General features: G+C 44.5%; 25 protein-coding genes. 15 read left to right on the top strand and 10 right to left on the bottom strand.

All coding sequences use genetic code 11. From position 1 onward, the window contains the following. Nucleotides 1-137: 137 nt before the first annotated feature. Together JSY36_RS09590 and JSY36_RS09585 are read right to left on the bottom strand one after the other, a co-directional pair. Nucleotides 138-572 carry a YppG family protein gene (locus tag JSY36_RS09590; RefSeq protein ID WP_205166209.1) on the bottom strand — a complete coding sequence of 145 codons (435 nt, stop codon included), beginning with the start codon at nucleotides 570-572 and terminating at the stop codon, nucleotides 138-140. A gap of 15 nt (nucleotides 573-587) precedes the next feature. Then, complete coding sequence (locus JSY36_RS09585; RefSeq protein WP_205166208.1) at nucleotides 588-1,022, bottom strand: Hsp20/alpha crystallin family protein; 435 nt, start codon at nucleotides 1,020-1,022, stop codon at nucleotides 588-590. A gap of 142 nt (nucleotides 1,023-1,164) precedes the next feature. Between JSY36_RS09585 and JSY36_RS09580 the strand changes: the two genes are divergently transcribed. Both JSY36_RS09580 and JSY36_RS20675 read left to right on the top strand, forming a co-directional pair. Further along, nucleotides 1,165-1,824, top strand: coding sequence for a hypothetical protein (locus JSY36_RS09580; protein WP_205166207.1), 660 nt, complete (start codon nucleotides 1,165-1,167; stop codon nucleotides 1,822-1,824). A gap of 79 nt (nucleotides 1,825-1,903) precedes the next feature. Beyond that, nucleotides 1,904-2,038, top strand: a complete 135-nt coding sequence (locus JSY36_RS20675) for a hypothetical protein (protein WP_272873280.1) — start codon at nucleotides 1,904-1,906, stop codon at nucleotides 2,036-2,038. Nucleotides 2,039-2,070: 32 nt separating this feature from the next. Here JSY36_RS20675 and JSY36_RS09575 read toward each other — a convergent pair whose 3' ends face one another. The 3 genes from JSY36_RS09575 to JSY36_RS09565 all read right to left on the bottom strand — a co-directional run bounded on the left by JSY36_RS09575 (nucleotide 2,071) and on the right by JSY36_RS09565 (nucleotide 4,278). Further along, entirely contained in the window at nucleotides 2,071-2,763 is a 693-nt protein-coding gene (locus tag JSY36_RS09575; RefSeq protein WP_205166206.1) for an ABC transporter ATP-binding protein, read from the bottom strand. A 318-nt stretch (nucleotides 2,764-3,081) separates the two neighbouring features. After that, entirely contained in the window at nucleotides 3,082-3,507 is a 426-nt protein-coding gene (locus JSY36_RS09570) for a hypothetical protein (protein WP_142996772.1), read from the bottom strand. Between the two features lie 114 nt (nucleotides 3,508-3,621). Beyond that, entirely contained in the window at nucleotides 3,622-4,278 is a 657-nt protein-coding gene (locus JSY36_RS09565; RefSeq protein WP_122897333.1) for a potassium channel family protein, read from the bottom strand. A 157-nt stretch (nucleotides 4,279-4,435) separates the two neighbouring features. On the opposite strand from JSY36_RS09565, the gene JSY36_RS09560 reads away from it, so the two are divergent. From JSY36_RS09560 to JSY36_RS09540, 5 genes are all read left to right on the top strand, one after another. Further along, a complete protein-coding gene (locus JSY36_RS09560) occupies nucleotides 4,436-5,572 on the top strand; it encodes a mechanosensitive ion channel family protein (protein WP_205166205.1) in 1,137 nt (378 codons plus the stop codon). A 312-nt stretch (nucleotides 5,573-5,884) separates the two neighbouring features. Beyond that, complete coding sequence (locus tag JSY36_RS09555; RefSeq protein WP_205166204.1) at nucleotides 5,885-6,460, top strand: hypothetical protein; 576 nt, start codon at nucleotides 5,885-5,887, stop codon at nucleotides 6,458-6,460. 132 nt (nucleotides 6,461-6,592) lie between these two features. Next, nucleotides 6,593-7,315, top strand: a complete 723-nt coding sequence (gene dapD, locus JSY36_RS09550) for a 2,3,4,5-tetrahydropyridine-2,6-dicarboxylate N-acetyltransferase (protein WP_205166203.1) — start codon at nucleotides 6,593-6,595, stop codon at nucleotides 7,313-7,315. A 30-nt stretch (nucleotides 7,316-7,345) separates the two neighbouring features. Continuing rightward, a complete protein-coding gene (locus JSY36_RS09545; RefSeq protein ID WP_205166429.1) occupies nucleotides 7,346-8,473 on the top strand; it encodes an N-acetyldiaminopimelate deacetylase in 1,128 nt (375 codons plus the stop codon). A gap of 247 nt (nucleotides 8,474-8,720) precedes the next feature. Beyond that, nucleotides 8,721-8,969 (top strand): YkuS family protein, encoded by a 249-nt coding sequence (locus JSY36_RS09540; protein WP_205166201.1) that lies wholly within the window; start codon nucleotides 8,721-8,723, stop codon nucleotides 8,967-8,969. A 57-nt stretch (nucleotides 8,970-9,026) separates the two neighbouring features. On the opposite strand, the gene JSY36_RS09535 is transcribed toward JSY36_RS09540, so the two are convergent. Beyond that, nucleotides 9,027-9,866 carry a mechanosensitive ion channel family protein gene (locus JSY36_RS09535; protein WP_205166200.1) on the bottom strand — a complete coding sequence of 280 codons (840 nt, stop codon included), beginning with the start codon at nucleotides 9,864-9,866 and terminating at the stop codon, nucleotides 9,027-9,029. 333 nt (nucleotides 9,867-10,199) lie between these two features. Here JSY36_RS09535 and JSY36_RS09530 point away from each other — a divergent pair, with 333 nt between their 5' ends. The 5 genes from JSY36_RS09530 (at nucleotide 10,200) to JSY36_RS09510 (ending at nucleotide 13,828) form a co-directional block, all read left to right on the top strand. Beyond that, complete coding sequence (locus tag JSY36_RS09530) at nucleotides 10,200-10,751, top strand: peroxiredoxin (protein WP_122897327.1); 552 nt, start codon at nucleotides 10,200-10,202, stop codon at nucleotides 10,749-10,751. A gap of 118 nt (nucleotides 10,752-10,869) precedes the next feature. Beyond that, entirely contained in the window at nucleotides 10,870-11,316 is a 447-nt protein-coding gene (locus tag JSY36_RS09525; protein WP_122897326.1) for a redoxin domain-containing protein, read from the top strand. Nucleotides 11,317-11,544: 228 nt separating this feature from the next. Next, nucleotides 11,545-12,429: a peptidoglycan recognition protein family protein gene (locus JSY36_RS09520; protein WP_205166199.1), complete on the top strand. Its 885-nt coding sequence runs from the start codon at nucleotides 11,545-11,547 to the stop codon at nucleotides 12,427-12,429. A gap of 79 nt (nucleotides 12,430-12,508) precedes the next feature. Beyond that, nucleotides 12,509-13,177 (top strand): potassium channel family protein, encoded by a 669-nt coding sequence (locus JSY36_RS09515; RefSeq protein ID WP_205166198.1) that lies wholly within the window; start codon nucleotides 12,509-12,511, stop codon nucleotides 13,175-13,177. 54 nt (nucleotides 13,178-13,231) lie between these two features. Then, nucleotides 13,232-13,828, top strand: coding sequence for a GNAT family N-acetyltransferase (locus tag JSY36_RS09510; RefSeq protein WP_205166197.1), 597 nt, complete (start codon nucleotides 13,232-13,234; stop codon nucleotides 13,826-13,828). Nucleotides 13,829-13,879: 51 nt separating this feature from the next. Here JSY36_RS09510 and rnjA read toward each other — a convergent pair whose 3' ends face one another. Then, nucleotides 13,880-15,544: a ribonuclease J1 gene (rnjA, locus tag JSY36_RS09505; protein WP_122897322.1), complete on the bottom strand. Its 1,665-nt coding sequence runs from the start codon at nucleotides 15,542-15,544 to the stop codon at nucleotides 13,880-13,882. Nucleotides 15,545-15,546: 2 nt separating this feature from the next. Further along, on the bottom strand, nucleotides 15,547-15,756 hold the full coding sequence (locus tag JSY36_RS09500) for a DNA-dependent RNA polymerase subunit epsilon (protein ID WP_205166196.1): 210 nt from the start codon (nucleotides 15,754-15,756) through the stop codon (nucleotides 15,547-15,549). 524 nt (nucleotides 15,757-16,280) lie between these two features. Here JSY36_RS09500 and JSY36_RS09495 point away from each other — a divergent pair. Together JSY36_RS09495 and JSY36_RS09490 are read left to right on the top strand one after the other, a co-directional pair. After that, nucleotides 16,281-16,610, top strand: coding sequence for a hypothetical protein (locus tag JSY36_RS09495; RefSeq protein WP_205166195.1), 330 nt, complete (start codon nucleotides 16,281-16,283; stop codon nucleotides 16,608-16,610). 529 nt (nucleotides 16,611-17,139) lie between these two features. Continuing rightward, on the top strand, nucleotides 17,140-17,922 hold the full coding sequence (locus JSY36_RS09490; protein ID WP_205166194.1) for a Cof-type HAD-IIB family hydrolase: 783 nt from the start codon (nucleotides 17,140-17,142) through the stop codon (nucleotides 17,920-17,922). 606 nt (nucleotides 17,923-18,528) lie between these two features. Here the strand turns inward: JSY36_RS09490 and def are convergent. Together def and JSY36_RS09480 are read right to left on the bottom strand one after the other, a co-directional pair. Then, complete coding sequence (def, locus tag JSY36_RS09485; protein ID WP_205166193.1) at nucleotides 18,529-19,110, bottom strand: peptide deformylase; 582 nt, start codon at nucleotides 19,108-19,110, stop codon at nucleotides 18,529-18,531. Between the two features lie 153 nt (nucleotides 19,111-19,263). Continuing rightward, the gene (locus JSY36_RS09480) at nucleotides 19,264-19,428 is read right to left on the bottom strand and encodes a YjcZ family sporulation protein (RefSeq protein WP_122897317.1); all 165 of its coding nucleotides are present in this window, start codon (nucleotides 19,426-19,428) and stop codon (nucleotides 19,264-19,266) included. A gap of 211 nt (nucleotides 19,429-19,639) precedes the next feature. On the opposite strand from JSY36_RS09480, the gene JSY36_RS09475 reads away from it, so the two are divergent. Continuing rightward, nucleotides 19,640-20,287, top strand: coding sequence for a DUF745 domain-containing protein (locus JSY36_RS09475; RefSeq protein WP_205166192.1), 648 nt, complete (start codon nucleotides 19,640-19,642; stop codon nucleotides 20,285-20,287). Nucleotides 20,288-20,493 lie beyond the last annotated feature (206 nt).

The following is a 20,493-nucleotide window of genomic DNA, read 5'->3' as shown; positions in this document are numbered from 1 at the left end:
GTTCTGAAAGAAAGAAGGTTTTCCAATGAACAAAAAAATGTTTTATGGGTTTCTTCTTGTGGTTGCTGTAACGACTATTGTGATTTTAATCGGAATTTTTACGGAATAAAACAGGACCTGAAGACTTTCACCAGGTCCTAAGGGGTCAAGTTTGTAAAAAAGCTTCCTACTTGTTTCATGAGGGGGCTGATCTGGTTTGCGGTTTTCATCACCTGGTCCACGGTGACGAACGCTTTGTTAAAATCAAACTTTCCGTCTTTTCCCTGGAAGGTGGATAAAATACCGCCGAATTTTGACTGGGGCTGATACCCGTATTGGCCGTACTGGTGCGGGTAATAGCTGCCTCCGTATGGCTGCTGGCCGTAGCCTTGGTAGTTCCCCTGATGGGGGGATCCATGATACCAGCCATGCTGTTGAGGGGCCTGCCACCCTGAATGGCTGTAGCCTCCGGGCTCCGGGAAAGGATGGTGCACGTACGACTGGGGCTGCTCCCACTGACCTTGGTACTTCGTCTGCCCTGACTGGGGCCAGGGACGTGGGTGTGTCAGCCAGCGTTGCTCTTCTGGGTACATAAACATTCCCCCTTGTTAATCAACCTGGATCCGTTTCCGGCGGTTGGGAATCCGGATTACGAGCAGGCCGTCTTTCAGCGTTGCTTTCACTTCACTTTCATTTACATAAAAAGGAAGGCTGATTGTGCGCTCTGCCCGCTGAAACTTGCGGCTTTGAGAGACGTAACCTTTCTTTTCGTTACGGGTTTCTGAAACTTCATGGTCATTTACTGCAATCCGGATGTAATTGTGATAAATATCAATGGAAATCTGATTTTTTTTCACACCGGGAAGCTCTGCTTCAATGACGTACTCACGCTTTGTTTCATATTCATACACGTTGATGGCACGCGGGGTACTTATCTGTTTCATCGTATCCTGAAAAAAACCGTCAATCGAGCTCAAAATGTCACCTATGGGTTTTTCGTGAATCGGTTTAGGTGTCCTGCGGTTGTTTTTAAAATCCTCCATGCTGCTCACCTCGTTCGTTATTCCGTTATTACTATATGAAAAGGGCGGGCGTTTTGTTTAGGCAAATGCCCTGACGATCATGTGCAGCTGAATGAAACCTTGGGCTGTGTGTGTAGTATGAAAGAGGGAGAGGGGTGAAAAGATGAGAGGTGCCGTCTGGTTTAGTTTACTGTTTCCATTGATTCAGATGTGGGTCATGTCATTAAGTGATGTGTTGAAAACGGTAAAATACCGTGGCGTGTATAACAACAGTCCCACACTTTTAAACTCGTCGGCAGTCTTTGTGCTCCTCTTAGGAATGGCTTATTTTACCTTCATTGATATTCTGGATGATTTTCAATTTGGAGGAATTGTTTTATTTATCATCGGAGCAGCCGCGTTAAGTTACGGCATTCCTCTGTTAATAAATAATAGCTATCTGATTACAAATGGAACGAAAGATGAAGTAATCAAGGTTCTTGATGAAAAGATAGAGAAGTATAATCTTCCCTATGACAGAAGGGAAACGAGATACGACTATAAGTATAAGGATTACAGAGTGCTGGATTTAGATAAGGGAATTTTTATCAGAGCCGAATGGCGTACGTCAAAAATAAATGATGATTATCCTGTAAATGTGAATCTTGTGGTCAAGGGACTGTCCAAGGTCGATTACGGGCAGGAGATGCTGGACGAATTTCTGGAAGAGATGGTGGAGATCCGGAGAGAGCGCAGTGTTAAAAAGCGGCTTCTGTTACAAATGCTGGGTAATGCGGCCATTATCACGGGAACGGCTGCATTCGTGTATTATAATTTCGTGTAACATTGCCGGCTTTAAAAATGAGGGTGATATCGCTATAATGGAGAAAACAACGATGAAAATTCGATAAGGAGTCAGTATTATGGAGAAGTTTCATAAATTTTTAATTGCGTTTTTCCTCTTAGGTACGGGAGCCGTAATGATGATCTATATTGTTTACGTCATATTCGGACTTATGTTCGGTGTTGAAAACAAAGAAGCTTCTCCTCTTGATTAATGAGAGAAGCTTCTTTGTTTTTAATCTGTCTGCTACAAGGCCCGTTCCCTCGGTTCCAGGGGGATAACCCGGCCGTTATCCATACGAAACGTTCTGTCAGCCTGATCAATAAAATGGTTTTCATTACTCACCATAATCACCGTGGTTCCTTTTCTTCTGGAAAAAGAAAGAAGGCGTTCCAGAATTTCTATGCCCTCACAGCCGCCCAGGGCTTTTGTCGGTTCATCGGCTAAAATAAGCTTTGGTTCGGTCATGAAAATCCGGCCGATTGTGGCAAGCATCTGATCTTTAACATCAAGACCTTCCAAATTCTCATTTATCACCTGCTCATTAAGACCAAGTTCCAAAAGGAGAGCGACAGCCTGCTTCTCAACCCGCTCGTATGCCGGATCATCTGACGGCACTCCCATGAGCAGGTTCTGTTTAGCTGTTAAATAGGGTATAAGACAGCAGTCATCTGTAATATAGCCGATGGTTTCCATCCTCCACTCCGGACGCCTGGTAAGAGACAAAAGGTCCTGTCCAAAAACGCTGACTGTTCCTTTGTTTGGCGGCGTCATGGCAGCAATCATGTTCAGGAGCGTAGACTTTCCGGCCCCATTTTTCCCTTGTACGACAACCAGTTCACCTTCCTGTACAGTGAAATTCAGGTCATTAAACAACACGTTCATCCGATCCCCGCTGGAGAACCGCTTCAGGACGTTTTTGATTTCTACAGCAAACATTTTACACATCACCTCCCAGAGAACAATTCGTTTTCTATTGATAGCGCTGTCAGTTAGAATGGAGCTTATCCACACCCCTCTAATACTATGTGTACGCAGCAAACGGCTTTTCATAACCAATAATTCGGGGGTCTGTCCCCCGACTAATTGTGTAAAAGTGGGTGGAGGGGTTGACAGGGGGGATTGGTTCATTGCAGTCCTCTTGAAAGTGGTGCCCTCAGCTGTTCTTTATCTGGTGAATAACAATAAGCTCGTGAGCTCGATCACAAAAATAGAGCGGCTTAAAAAGGTTATTGTCACCTTGTGAGCCGCTCACGTTCAGACTGTATAACGTTCATGCCATGTTTGAGGAAATGATAATGTGTTAGCGTACCCGAAGCGGATCAGCTGACCATGATGCTGAATTTCGTGTTCCAGTAAATCAAGAGTGAAATTAAGGGTGCTGGGATCTTCAATTGTTTCTTGAAGGAATGTATGTATGTTGTTTTTTGTTTCTTCCAGTTTTGCGAGAACGGCTTTTTTAACCTCTGGTTCTTCCAGGCTGCATGAAAACCCGGCCCAAGCCCCGTTCCTCATGGCTTGCAAGTAGCTTTCGCGAGCCCCGACTATACAATAAGCTTGTTCTCCAATCGTATTGGACGGTACATCTGCAATCTTTCGTTGTAAACTGCTTTCAGGAAGATGCTTATAAAAGTCGTATGTTAATTGAAAAGCCCTCAAAACGCGTGAATGAACAGGATTCATAACCTGACCTCCGATGCCAATAATGTTTAACATTAATACACTGTTAAGTTTAGCATTTATTCTCTCCACGAATGTAAAAAACTTCTTTCAGCAACTGTGTGCTGAAAGAAGTTTTTAGAGTCCTTCTTTTTGAAACCTGCGAAGGTCGTTTTTATGGCCGATCACTACGAGAATATCTCCCGGGTTGAGCCTGTCTTCCGGGTGAGGGGTCACATCAACTTTATTCTTTTGCTTGATGGCAATGATCGTACAGCCGTACTTGGCACGGATATCAAGATCAGCCAGAGACTTGCCTTTTACTTTTTCGGTGGCAAGCGTTTCAACGATACTGAATTCGTCGGATAAATCGATGTAGTCAATAACCTTCTCCGATGTAAGGAACTCTGCAATACGCTCTCCCATATCCGATTCCGGGTGGAAGACCTTATCAGCCCCGATTTTCTCCAGCACTTTATGGTGATGGTCGTTTTGGGCTTTTACCCACACCTGTTTGATATCGAAGTCTTTCAGAATCAAAGTGCAGAGAATACTTGCCTGAATGTCCTCGCCAATGGCCACAATCACGTGATCAAAATTGCGGATTCCGGCTTTACTCATCACGGTTTCATCGGTACCGTCGGCAACCATTGTGTGAGTAGCATGATTTTTAAGCTCATTTACTTTATGCTTATCTTTATCGATAGCCAGAACGTCGTGATTCATACGATGGAGTTCTTTACACACACTAGAACCAAAGCGCCCCAGGCCAATAATGGCAAACTGTTTTTTCATAGATGTTTCCCTCTAATCTTGGTATCATTGGGTAAGTATACCACTGGGTCATTTGCGTTATCAAGAGCACCTCATGACAGTGACCAGGGGACTATAGACAAATTACATACCTTATGTAAAATAAAAAGGATATTATGCTGCGAAAAGGATGAGCTTTATGAATGAGGAAGAAAGAGATCCCTTAATCGACACCGAAGTCGTTGTTGAGACAGTAACGGGTATTTCCCTGTACGATTACGGTATAGCCGCTGGGATTTTTATATTGTTTATAGTCTTCAGGAAGATTTTTACCCGGTATTTATTCCGGGTTATCCTAAAATATTCCGACCGTGCGAAAACGGATGTTCTCCATAATATTCTTATGGCGTTCAAGAGTCCGCTCCAACTGTTCTTTGTCATCATCGGAATATATCTGGCCCTTCTTTACCTTCCGCTTCCGGATGGGTTTAACCAGCCGATGATACGGATCTTCAGAACCCTCGTTATTATTATGATGGCTTGGGGCCTATTTAACCTTTCATCGACGTCATCCACACTGTTTGTAAAAGTAGGCCGGAAACTGGATATTGAACTCGATCAGATCCTCCTGCCCTTTTTATCCAAGCTGGTCAGGTTTGCGATTGTTGCCATGGCGCTCAGTATCATCGCCAGTGAGTGGGGCTATGACGTAAACGGCTTTGTAGCCGGTCTTGGTCTCGGGGGACTTGCCTTTGCCCTCGCTGCGCAAAATACGCTCAGCAACTTCTTCGGAGGTGTTGTAATCATCACGGAGAAGCCGTTTACGATCGGCGACTGGATCAGCTCACCGAGTGTTGAGGGAATTGTAGAGGACATTACGTTCAGAAGTACGAAAATCCGGACATTCGCCCATTCCCTTGTAGTCGTGCCAAATGCCACACTTGCCAATGAACCGATCCAGAACTGGTCGAAGATGGGGAAAAGGCAGATTACATTCAAGCTTGGGGTCACGTATTCTACTTCTCGTGACAAGATGGAAACATGTGTGGACCGGATTAAGATGCTTCTCAGAGAAAGCGAGCATGTGGATCAGGAGTTGATCCTTGTGCGTTTTGAATCCTTTGCCCAGAGCAGTCTGGACATTTTTGTTTATTTCTTTACGAAAACAACAGCCTGGGAAGAATACCTGGAAATCAAAGAACAAATCAACCTTGATATTATGAGAATTCTTGAAGTGGAAGGCGTTCAAATCGCATATCCTACCCGGAGCCTTCATGTTAAGCACGAAGAGGTGTCTGAAGAAAAAAAGCATGAATTTCTTGAACGGGAATATTAAAAAAAAGAGAGCTTGCCATCGCGGCGAGCTCTCTTTTTGTACTGACTGGTGTTTACCCGGACACGAGCCAGCTGTGGGGCTGTACCAACAAGGAGCCCACACTCAAAAAGTGGCGGGATGGTCAGGGCTTGCACCTGAAAGGACCATTTTGCAAGAAAACGGCCGTTTCCCTTTCAAAAGGGTTCATCCCGAGTACACTTAGTTATCCCTTTATTTAATAAAAAAATGCGTATAGCAGAAAAAAACATAAAAATAAAGATTAATGTTCTGCAAATTCGGGAAACCCTCAAAATAGAGAGGGGGACATTCATAATGATGGAACTACATACACGAGTCATTCTCGCTGCATCAGCTTTATTTCTACTATTAAACGGAGGCGTATTTCAGGCAAACAGCGGTGATGTTACGTCAGGTTTTTTCAATAAGCACCATCAGGAACGAGAATTCGTTATGAAAGAGACTGCGTTGGTTAAAGGGATCAGCACCGAAAATCAGGAAGCACCGCTTTACCATAAGATCTTTGAAGAGGCAGACGTTACCCTGGGAGAATCAGCTCAGGAAGTAAGGGAGATCGGCGACTCTCTTATTGATGAAGGTATGTATAATGGAAGTTACTACTTTGACTACGGAACATACACGTACTTTGTCGATCCTGAATCAGACGAGGTTAATGCGATTGCAATAAAAGCCCATGAAATGAACGACACAGACTGGGAACTGTTTACAAGTGAACTTGATTACACGAAGGTTTTCAGTGGCGAAAATAAAATGGACAATATGTGGATGGACATTTATGAAACAAGCGGAGGAGACATTGTCATCGAGCGCTCTGAAGAGAATGGAGAGCCCGAGTTTGTCTGGTTAACCGTTAACGGTTTGTTTCAGTAACGAATCACAATTACTTACCCCGGGGCCGTTTTGCTCCGGGGTATTAAACTCTTTGATTGCATTTTTACTTTAGAGTGACTATCATTAGGGAAGTAAAATATTTTAGCCTGATTAAGGGAGGACGATCCAACCATGAAAATGATGGATGCAAATGAGATCATTCAATTTATTTCAAATGCAGAAAAGTCAACGCCGGTAAAAGTACATATCAAGGGTTCAGACCTTGAAAATGTTGACTTTGGTGCAAATACAAAGTCATTTATCCAAGGAAGCACAGGTGTACTTTTCGGTGAGTGGAAAGACATTAAAAAAGCCCTTGAAACAAATGAAAGCAAAATTGAAGACTTCGTAGTGGAAAACGACCGCAGAAACTCTGCGATTCCACTTCTCGATATGAAAAACATCAAAGCCCGCATTGAGCCGGGTGCTATTATCCGTGACCAGGTGGAAATCGGTGACGGTGCGGTAATCATGATGGGTGCTTCCATCAACATCGGTTCTGTTGTCGGTGAAGGCACGATGATCGACATGAACGTTGTTCTTGGCGGCCGTGCAACAGTCGGTAAAAACTGTCACATCGGTGCAGGGTCCGTTCTTGCAGGCGTTATCGAGCCACCATCTGCTAAGCCTGTCGTTGTAGAAGACGGTGTAGTTGTCGGTGCGAACGCTGTAATTCTTGAAGGAGTTACTGTCGGAGAGGGAGCTGTTGTTGCAGCAGGTGCCATCGTAACAGAAGATGTACCTCCAAACACTGTTGTTGCAGGTACGCCGGCACGTGTGATCAAGGAAATCGATGATAAGACAAAAGGAAAAACAGAAATTAAGCAAGAGCTTCGTAAACTTAACGACGAATAAGTGTCAGAAGGAGACGTTTCATTTATGACAATGCAAACGGACCGACTGATTGAAATCCGCCGGGATCTGCACAGGATCCCGGAGCCCGGGTTTCAAGAAGTTAAAACACAGCAGTACATAAAAAAGACAATTGAAGAATTTCCTCAGGACAATATTGAAATCAAGCCTTGGCGCACAGGGCTTCTTGTTCGTGTAACGGGAAGCGCACCCGAAAAAACCTACGGTTACAGAGCGGACATCGATGGTCTGCCAATTCCCGAAGAAACGGGTGCGGCGTATCAGTCAAGCCACAAAGGGTTTATGCACGCATGCGGACACGATTTTCATATGACCATCGCTCTCGGTGTGCTTGCCCACTTTGCAGCTAATCAGCCAAAAGACAATCTTCTGTTTATTTTTCAGCCGGCAGAAGAAGGTCCTGGCGGTGCCCAGCCACTGCTGGAATCAGAGGAATTCCGTGCCTGGAAGCCTGATGAAATGATGGCTCTTCATATTGCGCCAGAGTATCCTGTAGGAACGGTTGCAACAAAGCCGGGCCTTCTGTTTGCTAATACGAGCGAGCTTTTTATTGATTTGAAAGGGAAAGGCGGCCACGCAGCACTTCCCCATCTTGCGAATGATATGGTCGTTGCGTGCAGTCAGCTTGTTACCCAGTTCCAGACGATTGTGGCCCGTAACGTAGCACCTCTGGATTCCGCAGTGGTAACAGTTGGGAAAATAAGCGGCGGGACGAAGCAGAACATTATTGCGGAACACGCACGGCTTGAAGGCACGATCCGTACGCTGTCCATAGAGTCGATGGACGTGGTAAAAAAGCGCATCGAATCTCTTGTTTCAGGGATTGAAACAGGTTTTGACTGTGCAGCTTCCATTAATTATGGTGCAAATTACTGCCAGGTGTATAATAATCATGCCAGTGCCGAGCGTTTTATGGCTTTTACCCGCAATCGGGAGAACTCGGTGCTTGTGGAATGTGAAAAAGCCATGACCGGCGAGGATTTCGGCTACTTTTTAGAAGAAATTCCTGGTCTCATGTTCTGGCTTGGAGTAAACAGCCCGAGCGGACTTCATTCGTCAACTTTGGATGCAAAAGAAGAAGCGATTCCTTTTGCCGTCCAGCTTCTTATCGATTATTTGGAAGATGTGCAGAAGAAATAGAGTGTGTTTATGGCAGCCCTGCTTCGTGAGCGGGGCTGTTTTTAATTGGGTGGGGTGTTTGAAGCAAAGTGAAAAATAAACAGGAGGAAGTAAAAAATCAGCTGCTGAAAGTGAAAACTAATCGGACGGAAGTGAAAAATAACGCGTGTAAAATGAAAAATTGCTACTTGCACTGAGTAAAATCAAATCCTTTGGGCATAGTAATCGTTGGAAGAACATTCCTAATACCTTAAAGGAGGAATTTACGATGGCTCGAGTAGGAGTAGAACAGTCATTATCGGATATTCAAGAGGCGCTTCAGCAGCAAGGACATGAAGTGATACAGCTTCAGCAGCAAGGTGATGAAGAAGGGTGTGACTGCTGCGTAATCAGCGGGCAGGACCAGAATATGATGGGCATGCAGGATACGCAAAACCAGGGTTCTGTTATTAACTGTCATGGTATGACTGCAGATGAAGTTTGTCAGCAGGTTGACCAGCGCGTCCAGCAACAATAGAGGGTTGAACAAAAAGATGTCCCCAAAAGCGTGTTAGCTTTAGGGGATATCTCGTTTTTATTTCTCTTCTTTTTGAATATAAACCTGATGAGGGAATGGGATGTCGATTCCATTCGCATCGAGGGCTTCTTTAATTGATTTTCTCAGCTTTCTTTCAAGGCCCCACTGCTCCATGTTGATTGTTTTGGCAATTACACGAATCACGACGTCACTGTCATCAAGGCTTTGGACACCTAATACGTTCGGACCTTCAACGACGGTTTCATCTTCAGCTGCAATGCGGTCACACACGTCCTGAATAACCTTCATGGCGTGGTCAATGTTATCATCGTAGCTGATGCCGATGTCCACGAGGGCGCGCATATTGCCCCTGGTGTGATTGCTTAGTGAGCCGATTTCCCGGTTAGGAATGTAATGAACAGTTCCATCAAAGCCGCGGATTCTTGTTGTCCGGAGACCAACTTCTTCGACTACGCCGTCAATCCCTGCGATTGTGACGTATTCATCTACTTCAACCTGCTTTTCGAGAAGGAGGAAGAAGCCTGTTACAACATCACTTACAAGGCCCTGGGCACCGAAACCGATGGCAAGACCGACGATACCGGCACCGGCTATAAGAGCAGTCACATCGTAGTCAAACAGACCGATAATAATGGTGATGAAAACAAAGAGCAATACATAGGAAAAAATGTTCAAGGATAACTTTTCAAGGGTTTTTGTTCGTCCGGGTGTCATACTGCGCTGCTTGCTCATCCGGTCAAAGCTGGATGAAATAATGCGGCGGCCGATGGCACGGACAATCAGATATACGACAAATATACCAATCAACTGCAGGATTAATAGTGCAGCTGCTAGTAAAAGTGCTTCCCAGGTGAAGGAACTCAGCCAATCGTTCATAATCTATCACTCCTTTTACAACGGTAAGGTTATTGGGTTATTTTGGTGAACGATGTCATTCATTTTATCATACCCATCCATCTGAAAAAAGAAAACAGTCTCTTCAAATGATGTGAAGTACAAGGGCTTTTGCTTTAATTGAGTTTCAGGATTCGTTATAATAGGAGACGTTGGTGTTCATCTGTGTTAAAAAATGCACAAATGGAAATACTGACGAAGTGTGAATGATTAGTGGAGAAAAGAAAGAATCGTGTCAAATGTTGACTGATTATAATTCTTTTCTTATAATAATCATTGTAAATTAAACTAACAACATCTCAGGAGGGGTTACATATGTCAGACAAGCGTATGGTAGCAAAACAAGCACCACGATTTGAAATGGATGCCGTTCTTTCCAACAAAGAATTCGGTAAAGTAAGCCTTGAGCAGAACATGAAAGAAGACAAGTGGACAGTTCTTTATTTTTATCCAATGGACTTCACTTTTGTCTGCCCAACTGAAATTACAGCTCTAAGTGACCGTTACGATGAGTTTGAAGACTTAGATGCAGAAGTGATCGGTGTATCTACTGACACAGTTCACACTCACCTTGCATGGATCAAGACAGATCGTGACGAAAATGGTCTTGGCGATCTAAAATACCCACTTGCTGCGGATACAAACCACCAGGTTTCCCGCGACTACGGTGTACTAATCGAAGATGAAGGTGTTGCTCTTCGCGGATTGTTCATCATCAGCCCAGAAGGTGAACTTATGTATTCTGTTGTTAACCACAACAACATCGGCCGTGACGTAGACGAAACTCTTCGTGTACTTCAAGCACTTCAAACTGGCGGACTTTGCCCTGCAAACTGGAAGCCGGGACAAGAAACACTAAAGGTGTAATTATCCTTTAACCAGGGTAAAATAGAATCAGACAGAAAAGGCCTGGCAAATACGATTTGTTCAGGCCTTTTCTATTCCGTACATAGTCTGGAAAAATATTGATATGGAGGGATTATGAATGAAATTACGTTCACCAATGCCTGAGCTTGAAGGCGCAACAGAATGGTTAAACGGACAGCTTACGAAGGATGAACTGGTAGGGGAGAAGCCGACTCTGATTCACTTCTGGTCAATCAGCTGTCACTTGTGTAAAGAAGCAATGCCTGAGGTTAATGCTTTCCGTGATAAGTATAAGAATGAACTGAATGTTATGAGCGTTCATATGCCTCGTTCAGAAAAGGATCTCGACATCGATGAGATCAAGAAAGTGGCAGCAGAGCACGACATTACTCAGCCGACGTTCGTTGACAGCGAGCATAAACTGACTGATGCCTTTGAAAATCAATACGTACCAAGCTACTACGTATTTGACGCAGAAGGGCAGCTGCGCCACTTCCAGGCCGGCGGCGGCGGCATGAAGATGCTAACTAAACGCGTAAACCGTGTTCTTGGTGTAAAAGAATAGCAGAGAAACGTCAGAACCGCTGTGAATCGCACAGCGGTTTTAAATTTTCCTAAAAGGGGGTCTGTCCCCCGAACAAGTATGTTAAATCATGGGAAACGATACACCAAAATGATTACCTGTGCTAGTTAAACACCTGTTTAAGACATGTCAACAGGAATATAAGAAAGTTCGGGGGACAGACCCCCGAATATTTGACTATGGTGTTACTTATCTTGTGAGGTGATAAATTTGGAAAAGCTGCACACACACAAGACGAAGTTATACGGCCGAAGACAACTGCAGGATATTGACCGGATTGCGATTCATCACAGCGGGACGCTGGAAGGAAGTGCTGCGTCTTTTGCCAGGTACCATGTAGACGCACTCGGGTGGCCGGGCATCGGCTATCATTACGTGATCAGTAAGGACGGGTCAGTGAGGACGTCCAACGAGCTTGAAACGGTGAGCTATCATGTGAGCGGCTCGAACAGAAGAGCTGTCGGGATATGCCTGATTGGAAACTTCACAAGAGAGAAGCTCCCAACAGCTCAGCGGCGCTCAGCAGAAAATCTTGTTCTAACGTTAATGAATATGCTCTTTCTACCGGTAAACGCTGTTTTGGGACACCGGGAATTCAGCGGGCATAAATCAAACCAGTGTCCAGGCCTGAACATGCATGCATTTCGCAGGAACATTGCGCCACACTCACACACGACTTTGAAAAAAGGAGACCAAGGAAAGGACGTAGGAGACCTTCAGCAGGGCCTCAAGGATTCCGGATATGATCCGGGCCCCGTGGATGGTCTGTTCGGTCCCCTCACTGAGAAAGCCGTCCTGGCCCTCCAGAAAGACTCCGGTATAAGAGAAGACGGAATCTATGGTCCTCTTTCATCCGCCGCTCTTCACAGAACTCCCAATCCACGCCAGCTGTTTAGAATGATTCCCGCAATGACCGGCGACGATGTCCGTAGTCTGCAGCGGGTGATCGGGGCCAAAGAAGATGGCATCTTCGGACCGGAGACGGAACGGCTCCTGAAAAAGTTTCAAAAAGAAAAAGGTCTCACCCCAGATGGGATCACAGGGCCAAAAACAAAGAGAGCCCTTTATGGAAGCACAGTTTCTTTCGGAACTTAACGGAACATGGTATTGCCAATTTCAAGCAAATCTTGCTATGATAATGATAAACAGTAACTCATTGAGATGGGGGACATAGATGAAAAAGCAATTTGCGGTAATCGGTCTCGGACGTTTTGGGGGAAGTGTATGCCATGCCTTATCCAAACAGGGCATGGAAGTACTTGCGATCGACACAGATGAGGACCGCATCAATAAATATGCGAACATTGCCACTCACGCAGTTGTAGCAGATGCTACTGATGACAATACACTTAAAAGTCTCGGCATCCGTAATTTCGACCATGTTGTCGTAGCGATCGGGGACAACATTCAATCGAGTATTTTGACAACACTCATGCTGGTGGAACAAGGGGTTAAACACATCACTGTAAAAGCCCAGAACGACTATCATGAAAAAGTACTCAATAAAATCGGGGCACATAAAGTGGTACACCCTGAGCGTGATATGGGCGTAAGGATTGCCCATAACGTGGTTTCGAAAAATGTACTGGATTATCTTGAGCTGTCCGATGAATACAGCATTGTGGAGCTAATGGCCGGCGGGATGGTGAGCGGAAAATCCATCATTGAACTGGATATCCGTGCAAAGTACGGATGTAACATCATGGCCATCAAGCGTGCTGATGACATCAATGTGTCTCCTCAGGCTGACGAAATGCTTGAGCACGGGGATATCCTGATCGTTATTGGTGCAGACAGTGACATAAACCGCCTCGAGCAGGCTTTGTTTGACGATGATGACTAAACGGGTAAGAACAGCACTCAATAGCGGGTGCTGCTTTTTTGAAAGGGTGTCTATATGAAAATTGAAGATATTTACTGCGAACTGCCGCAACTGGAAACAAAGAGGCTGCTCCTTAGAAAAATAAGACTGGAAGATTTAGAAGAGATGCACCGCTACGGGTCAGACGGTCAAGTATCGAGGTTCGTCACCTGGGAGACCCATCAATCTCTGGCTGATACAAAAGGGTTTCTCGATTTTGTGTTAAGTCAGTACGAAAAAAAGCAAGTGGCTCCCTGGGGAATCGAACTCAAGGCGACCGGAGAGTTTATCGGAACGATAGATTTTGTATGGTGGAAGCCGGAACATAAAACCGCAGAAATCGGCTATGTGATTTCAAAAAACCACTGGGGAAAAGGCTATACAACTGAAGCTGCAAAGGAACTGCTGAAGTTTGGATTCGAAAAGATGGACCTGGTACGCATTCAGGCGAGATGCTTTGCCGCAAACACAGGTTCAGAGCGGGTGATGGAAAAGACCGGCATGACTTACGAGGGGCTTATAAGAAAAGGGATGTATGTGAAAGGAAAGCATCAGGATTTGAAAATGTATTCGGTACTTCAAGAAGAGTATGCCGCCCGACAAAATCCGGGGTCACCTGTCACTGTCAGGTAAAACCTAAAACAAACCCCCTGAGAATCAGGATCATCCTCAGGGGGTTATTCATTATACTTCCATAATGATTGGAAGGATCATTGGCTTACGTTTTGTTTTTTCGTAAAGGAACGGTCCTAGGACATCGCTGATTTCATTTTTGATCTCAGACCACTGTGTAGTTTTGCGTTCCATCATGCCGTCAAGGTGGGAAGCGAGCATTTTCTGGGCTTCGTTAATTAAATCACTTGATTCACGCATGTATACGAAACCGCGGGAGATAAGGTCAGGTCCGGCAGTCACTTTGAACTCTTTCATGTTCAGGCTGACAACAACAACGACGAGTCCTTCCTCGGATAAAATCCGGCGGTCACGGAGTACAATGTTTCCGATATCACCGATTCCGCTTCCGTCTACATAGATGGAGCCTGAAGGTACCTTTCCTGCAAGACGTGCTTCTTCCTTGTCCAAAGCAAGAACATCACCGTTGTCCATTAAGAAGCAGTTTTCTTCAGGAATGCCGCAGCCTTCAGCGAGAGTGGCGTGCATTTTCTGCATACGGAACTCCCCGTGAATTGGCATGAAGTATTTCGGCTTCATCAGGCGGAGCATGAGCTTTTGTTCTTCCTGGCCGCCGTGACCGGATGTGTGAATGTCGTTAAGAGACCCATGAATCACGTTTGCGCCGGCTCGGTAAAGCTGGTTGATCGTTTTGCTTACGCTGAGTGTGTTCCCTGGAATTGGTGAAGAAGAGAACACAACCGTGTCCCCAGGGATGACCTGGATCTGACGGTGCGTTCCAAAAGCGATACGGGAAAGTGCCGCCATCGGCTCTCCCTGGCTTCCTGTACAGAGAATAACCACTTGCTCAGCAGGAATTTTGTTCAGCTGGGAAGCATCAATAAACGTATTTTTTGGTGCATTAATGTAACCGAGATCAAGTCCGATATTGATGGCGTTTTCCATGCTTCGTCCAAACACTGCCACTTTACGACGGAATTTAACCGCAGCTTCAACAGCCTGCTGAAGGCGGTAGATGTTTGACGCGAAAGTAGCAAAGATAATACGGCCTTCCACGCTGCGGAAGATGTTATCAATGCTCTCTCCTACTTTACGTTCACTCATGGTAAAGCCGGGTACCTCACTGTTTGTGCTGTCCGATAGAAGGCAGAGAACACCTTCCTCACCGATTTTAGCCATCTTTGTCAGGTTGGCAGGTTCTCCTACTGGTGTAAAATCAAATTTAAAGTCGCCTGTATGAACGATGTTTCCAGCAGGTGTTTTTACGACAACACCAAATGAGTCCGGGATACTGTGAGTGGTACGGTAGAAAGAGACAGACGTTTTTTGGAACTTAATGACGTCATCTTCCTGAATTTCAATTAATTTAGCATTACGAAGGAGGCCGTGTTCTTCGAGTTTGTTTCTTAAAAGGCCGAGTGCGAGTTTTCCTCCGTAAATCGGAATGTTTACCTGACGGAGCAGGTAAGGGACACCACCGATGTGATCTTCGTGTCCGTGAGTGATAAACAGACCTTTGATCTTGTCTTCGTTTTTAACGAGATACGTATAATCCGGGATGACATAGTCAATCCCTAATAATTCATCTTCAGGGAACTTAATTCCTGCATCGATTAAAATGATTTCATCCTGAAACTGGACGGCATATGTGTTTTTTCCGATTTCACCCAGACCCCCGAGGGCGAAAACGGCAGCTTGATGGTTTTTAGCTTTCATCGTTAGAGCTGCTCCACTTTATAATCTTCATGTTGTTTTTCGTACTCAAGGGCTTCCTCGCTTAGGGGGGTTACAAACTCAATGTTGTAGTTGCGGTCAGCCAGTTTTTTGCGCACGTCTTCCTGTGAGCTTCCTTCTACGTAAATAGATTTCGTGTTTTCACGAACAGGAACTTCGGTTTTTGTTGTTTGAAAATAAACTTTGAAAATCATAGGATCCTCTCCTTTTTATTTGTTTACTGCAGAATAAAAGAAAGGCTGAACAAAATTGAACGGCAGGCAGGGCAGTCCCTCGCTTCATATTGCCGGTTCAATTTGCCGGTTACAGCGTTTCTTTTCGCAGTTTTTAAGTAAAAGTATGCATTGATAGAAATGAGTTAATTATACGTATGTACGTCTATGAAATGCTGAGTTATGTCTTCCTGCACTTCTACGCATAGAAATGATAAACCTTCTTTCTCCTCGCTGAGAAAGAAGGATCATTTCAATGACTACGCGTATATCTTTTTAGGAAATAAATCGCGACATCGTTTTAATAACCGTTCTCTCCACCTTTTCAACATTTTAAACCCTCCTCGCAACTTATTCAAGACTAGCGCTCTGATTTTATTTATAGTATGGAATCATTTTCATGTTTTATTGAAGGGAATCGCTGGCAAATCGGGTTGGGGCAATTCGATGAATACTCTCTTGTATAAGGGGGTAATAGGGTTGTAAGAGATAATGGAGGGGATAGAATGAACAAGCAAACATACTTTATTTCCATTAATCAGGGCAGCAGGATCGAAATTTTTACCGAGCCGACAGATCCGGCCCTGATTCAATATGAAGTTGAAGTAGATGGGGAAGAAGTCGAGGACTTTCTTAATCTTATCCGCCGCTTCAGGGAAAAAGATGTGGAACCGGAACAGATATTTGTAAGGCCTTTTAACGAACCGGCGGCAGACAGAGATAAGCAGGAACTGAAATATGACACCCGTGAACTCTTTGAAATGATTTACCGTTATGGTACGGAAAAGACAAGACGGGAGCTGGAAGAACTGCAGCGTCAAAACACGAGAGCATAGAATAACAGGGTGGCAGAAGGGATGTACAGCCTCTTCTGCCACCTCTTTTTTATGGAGGAAAGTGCAACATAGCCGTAAAACTAAGGATAACATGACGGGTTCTATCATGTGGAGTATCAGCAAGTGATTTACATTTTTTAACAGAAAAAACACAACTTTAGGAATGGGTTACTCAAAAAAAGCTTTTGTTTTGCACAAGGATAATAACAATATGTAAAAGCCAGAGGCCACTTTCGGACTTAAACCTGCTTATTTTGGATGTGAGAAGCAGTGAAGCCGGAATGTTCGAAGACTCCTGCGCTAGCAGGGACTGGGAGAGACCCCGCAACGGAGTGAGGAGGCTCGAGGGCCCAACAGTGGAAAGCGATGGACATTCCGACTGCATTTTTAATCTTACGCTTAAAAAACGGTTTCTTCTTAACTTATAATCCTTGGGAACGGTCACCCGCCTGTATAGACGTGAACGGGGAAAGGTGGTACGATTTAACCCGTAATAACCGACACCTCAGACGAAGAAAGGACGATCCTTGTGACTGATAAGAAAGTCGTTTTTTTAGATATTGATGGTACTATTCTTGATGAAAATAAACAGCTTCCAAAGTCCACACGCGATGCAGTTTCCAAGCTTCATGCAAATAATATTAACGTAGCGATTGCAACGGGCCGTGCGCCTTTTATGTTTAAAGAGCTGAGGGAAGAATTAAAAATTAATTCGTTTGTAAGTTTTAACGGCTCCTATGTTGTTTTTGAAGGGCAGAAGATTTCAGGGTCTCCTCTTGATTCAGAGCGTCTCCTCGAACTTGAAAAAGATGCATGGTATAAAGAGCATCCGATGGTGTTTCTTGATCATGAAACGGGCCGTGCCAATCACGGGAATCATCCGTTAATTCAGGAGTCCATGGGCAGTCTTAAGATGGCTCATCCGCCTCATGACGAGTCGTTTCATAAACAGCGGGACATCTATCAGGCCCTTCTTTTTTGTGAAGATGGTCACGAATTGCATTACCGGGACAATCATCTGGGGTTTGACTACATTCGCTGGCATGAAAAAGCCATTGATGTTCTTCCTCCGGGCGGATCAAAAGCAAAGGGTATCGAAGCTGTACTCGAAAGACTCGGCATTTCACTTGAAAACAGTTATGCCTTCGGAGATGGCCTGAACGATCTGGAAATGCTCCGTTATGTTGGCACAGGTGTCGCTATGGGTAACGCCGTCGAGGAAGCAAAAAAAGCTGCCAACCTCGAAACAGATCACGTTGGTAACGACGGAATTCATAAAGCCCTTGTAGAACTCGGACTTATAAAAGCATAATTTATATGCGGTACTTTTCCTGCAAAGGAAGGTAGCGCTTTTTTCTTTTACATGAGTTAAAATAAGGTGATTTTCAGGATAAATGAATGATTGTTCCAGATAAAAGATTATTTTTCAGGATAAAGCTGCATTTGTTCAGGATAAACAAAAAATTGTCAGGATATCTCACGAAATGTTCAGGATAAAAGGTGCTTCTCCCGAGTGAATTCTGTTTTATCCTTGGCCCCGATCTTATATAGCTCAATTTTCAGGCGGAAATCAACCAGTTAATTTTACTTAAAATGAGTATCCCTGTGAGTCAGTAAATTTCTTTTACAAAACCGAAAGTGTAATTAAATCCTTTTTGTATCATGCGCAGCTGAACGCCAGCAGCGAGACTCCTGCGACAGTGACTAGCATCAACATCGTGAGTCCTCTGCGAGTTGCTTCGACGCATAACACTTCGAAGCGTTACTTATAGAGGAAGAAGCAGGGTTCTTTCTCCCTGCCGGCACCGCCGCGGAAAGCGAGCGGATGGCGTTCAGCGGAACTTCATCACACATAAACTGACGTAAGGGTATACTCATTTTACTTAAAAGTACATCTAAATAAAAAATCCCGCTTCAATTAAGAAACGGGACCGTGATCATCGCTTAGTTTCATGACTTCCTTTGGAGGGAGGGACTGTTTGTGAGGATCGTTCCCTTCAATACGGTCATAAAACATAATGCCATTCAGGTGATCAATTTCGTGTTGGAACACAATAGCAGCGAATCCTTTCAAACGAAGAGTGATCTCATCACCTTCAAGAGTGGTCGCTTTTACTTTTATCCGGGCATAGCGGGGAACCTCACCTTCCACCATGCGGTCAACGCTTAAGCAGCCTTCTCCACCTTCAAGATAGGTGGTTTCCACAGAATGGCTCACGATTTTCGGATTGTATAAACCCAGTTCAATCAGTTCATCGTTGTGGTCGTGAGTTCTAACAGCGATCATCCGCTTGCTCACATTGATCTGGGGGGCTGCAAGGCCGACACCTGGACGGAGGCCGTATTTTTCTGCCGTTTCCTCGTCCTGACTATGTATTAAATACTCCACCATTTTTTGCAGGATTTCTTTTTCTTCATTTGATGCAGGAAGGGACACTTCTTCCGCTCTTTTTCTGAGTGTCGGGTGACCTTCGCGGATAATATCATCCATGGTAATCATGCATTACACACTCCTTTGACAGTTACTTTCCATGCAGATTCGTTTTCCATCATATAATATTATATAATAAATGAACAGGCGAAAGACGGAGAATAACCTGTAAAAAAAAGAAGAAACGAGAGTATTAACCCCCGTTTCATTCCATATTGGTTATTAGCAGCCGAATTTAGACGCACCAACGATGATAAGCAAAATGAAAAGAACGACGATTAACGCGAATCCTTTTCCTGCACCGTTATAGCCTGCTCCAGCTACCTGACCACCATATCCATACCCACAAGGGTCCCAACATCCACAACCGTTTCCATATCCGTACATATGCAATTGCCTCCTTTGTTTTCACCGCTTTTTATCAGCGATTTACTACATGCTATGCGAATTGGCTCTGAGTGAATGGATGAATACCCAGAATTCAGAGAACTTATTGGTTAAAGGTCCAAAACACTCAGAAATACCTTGTAAAATCGGGAAAAATAAGGTAGGTTGAAAAAGGAAGTTTATTGTAGTTTTTTGAAGGGGGATTACATAAGTGAAGAAAGGTATCCAGCTCCTGGGCACGGTTGGTCTGGCTGCAGTCCTGACAGCCTGCTTTGGAAACGACGCTGCCATGGACATGCACGAACACTTAGAGAACGCAGTAGAAAAAGAACAGGTGTTTCAGGAACAACAGTCTCCGTTAACTGAAGCCGAAAAGCAGGAGCACGAGCTTTACGATGAAATGCTCACTCTTACAGAAGTTGAAGAAATTGAGCCTCTGGCTGATGAAGCGATTGCTTCAGCAGAAGAGCGCCGTGCGCTGATTGATAATGAAAAACAAAGTATCGATGATGCCTATGAAGAGTTTCAGGAAGTAGAAGGTCACGTCAGTAATCTTGATGAGGATGTGCAGCCTGCCGCAGAAGACATGATCGCAGCAATGGACGCACGATACGAAGCCTACCAGGAGCTGTACGAGGAGTATAACAACACAATTGATATGGACATTGAACTCTACGAAATGATTAAACGAGAAGAGCTCACAATAGAGGAACTTCAGGAAAAGCACGATGAAGTAAATGAAGCGTATGACCGTATCAATCAGCTGAACACAGCTTTTAATGAACGGACACAGGAATACAACGAGACCAAACGGGCGTTTTACGAAGCGGCTGACATGGGCGTTGAAGAACCTGTTTAAGGACACTCAGCCGAGTGTCTTTTTTTGTCTCTGATATTTCTCTTTGTTACTATCTTATTTGAGAGCGGCACTGTTTTCATAAACTTGCACCGCAGCGAAGGACAGAAAGGCAGCTTCAACTACATACCGGAATCACCCCTGTCTGTATAACAGTAAGTTTTTTTCAATATAACAGTTCGCTGATCCTGATTTTTATTTAAGAACAA

Source organism: Alteribacter salitolerans, from assembly GCF_016901055.1.
In the GTDB taxonomy this organism is placed as follows: domain Bacteria; phylum Bacillota; class Bacilli; order Bacillales; family Salisediminibacteriaceae; genus Alteribacter; species Alteribacter keqinensis.
The sequence above is the reverse complement of the archived record's forward strand: the minus strand, read 5'-3'. Positions and strand labels throughout refer to the sequence as shown.

Excerpts from the sequence above, each read along its gene's own strand:
- JSY36_RS09525 (WP_122897326.1), top strand. The coding sequence starts at position 10,870 with ATGAAATTACGTTCACCAATGCCTGAGCTTGAAGGCGCAACAGAATGG.
- JSY36_RS09590 (WP_205166209.1), bottom strand. The coding sequence starts at position 572 with ATGTACCCAGAAGAGCAACGCTGGCTGACACACCCACGTCCCTGGCCC.
- def (WP_205166193.1), bottom strand. The coding sequence starts at position 19,110 with ATGATTACCATGGATGATATTATCCGCGAAGGTCACCCGACACTCAGA.
- JSY36_RS09585 (WP_205166208.1), bottom strand. The coding sequence starts at position 1,022 with ATGGAGGATTTTAAAAACAACCGCAGGACACCTAAACCGATTCACGAA.
- JSY36_RS09570 (WP_142996772.1), bottom strand. The coding sequence starts at position 3,507 with ATGAATCCTGTTCATTCACGCGTTTTGAGGGCTTTTCAATTAACATAC.
- JSY36_RS09555 (WP_205166204.1), top strand. The coding sequence starts at position 5,885 with ATGATGGAACTACATACACGAGTCATTCTCGCTGCATCAGCTTTATTT.
- JSY36_RS09510 (WP_205166197.1), top strand. The coding sequence starts at position 13,232 with ATGAAAATTGAAGATATTTACTGCGAACTGCCGCAACTGGAAACAAAG.
- JSY36_RS09500 (WP_205166196.1), bottom strand. The coding sequence starts at position 15,756 with ATGATTTTCAAAGTTTATTTTCAAACAACAAAAACCGAAGTTCCTGTT.
- JSY36_RS09575 (WP_205166206.1), bottom strand. The coding sequence starts at position 2,763 with ATGTTTGCTGTAGAAATCAAAAACGTCCTGAAGCGGTTCTCCAGCGGG.
- JSY36_RS20675 (WP_272873280.1), top strand. The coding sequence starts at position 1,904 with ATGGAGAAGTTTCATAAATTTTTAATTGCGTTTTTCCTCTTAGGTACG.
- dapD (WP_205166203.1), top strand. The coding sequence starts at position 6,593 with ATGAAAATGATGGATGCAAATGAGATCATTCAATTTATTTCAAATGCA.
- JSY36_RS09480 (WP_122897317.1), bottom strand. The coding sequence starts at position 19,428 with ATGTACGGATATGGAAACGGTTGTGGATGTTGGGACCCTTGTGGGTAT.
- JSY36_RS09580 (WP_205166207.1), top strand. The coding sequence starts at position 1,165 with ATGAGAGGTGCCGTCTGGTTTAGTTTACTGTTTCCATTGATTCAGATG.
- JSY36_RS09545 (WP_205166429.1), top strand. The coding sequence starts at position 7,346 with ATGCAAACGGACCGACTGATTGAAATCCGCCGGGATCTGCACAGGATC.
- JSY36_RS09560 (WP_205166205.1), top strand. The coding sequence starts at position 4,436 with ATGAATGAGGAAGAAAGAGATCCCTTAATCGACACCGAAGTCGTTGTT.
- JSY36_RS09495 (WP_205166195.1), top strand. The coding sequence starts at position 16,281 with ATGAACAAGCAAACATACTTTATTTCCATTAATCAGGGCAGCAGGATC.
- JSY36_RS09540 (WP_205166201.1), top strand. The coding sequence starts at position 8,721 with ATGGCTCGAGTAGGAGTAGAACAGTCATTATCGGATATTCAAGAGGCG.
- rnjA (WP_122897322.1), bottom strand. The coding sequence starts at position 15,544 with ATGAAAGCTAAAAACCATCAAGCTGCCGTTTTCGCCCTCGGGGGTCTG.
- JSY36_RS09530 (WP_122897327.1), top strand. The coding sequence starts at position 10,200 with ATGTCAGACAAGCGTATGGTAGCAAAACAAGCACCACGATTTGAAATG.
- JSY36_RS09565 (WP_122897333.1), bottom strand. The coding sequence starts at position 4,278 with ATGAAAAAACAGTTTGCCATTATTGGCCTGGGGCGCTTTGGTTCTAGT.
- JSY36_RS09535 (WP_205166200.1), bottom strand. The coding sequence starts at position 9,866 with ATGAACGATTGGCTGAGTTCCTTCACCTGGGAAGCACTTTTACTAGCA.
- JSY36_RS09515 (WP_205166198.1), top strand. The coding sequence starts at position 12,509 with ATGAAAAAGCAATTTGCGGTAATCGGTCTCGGACGTTTTGGGGGAAGT.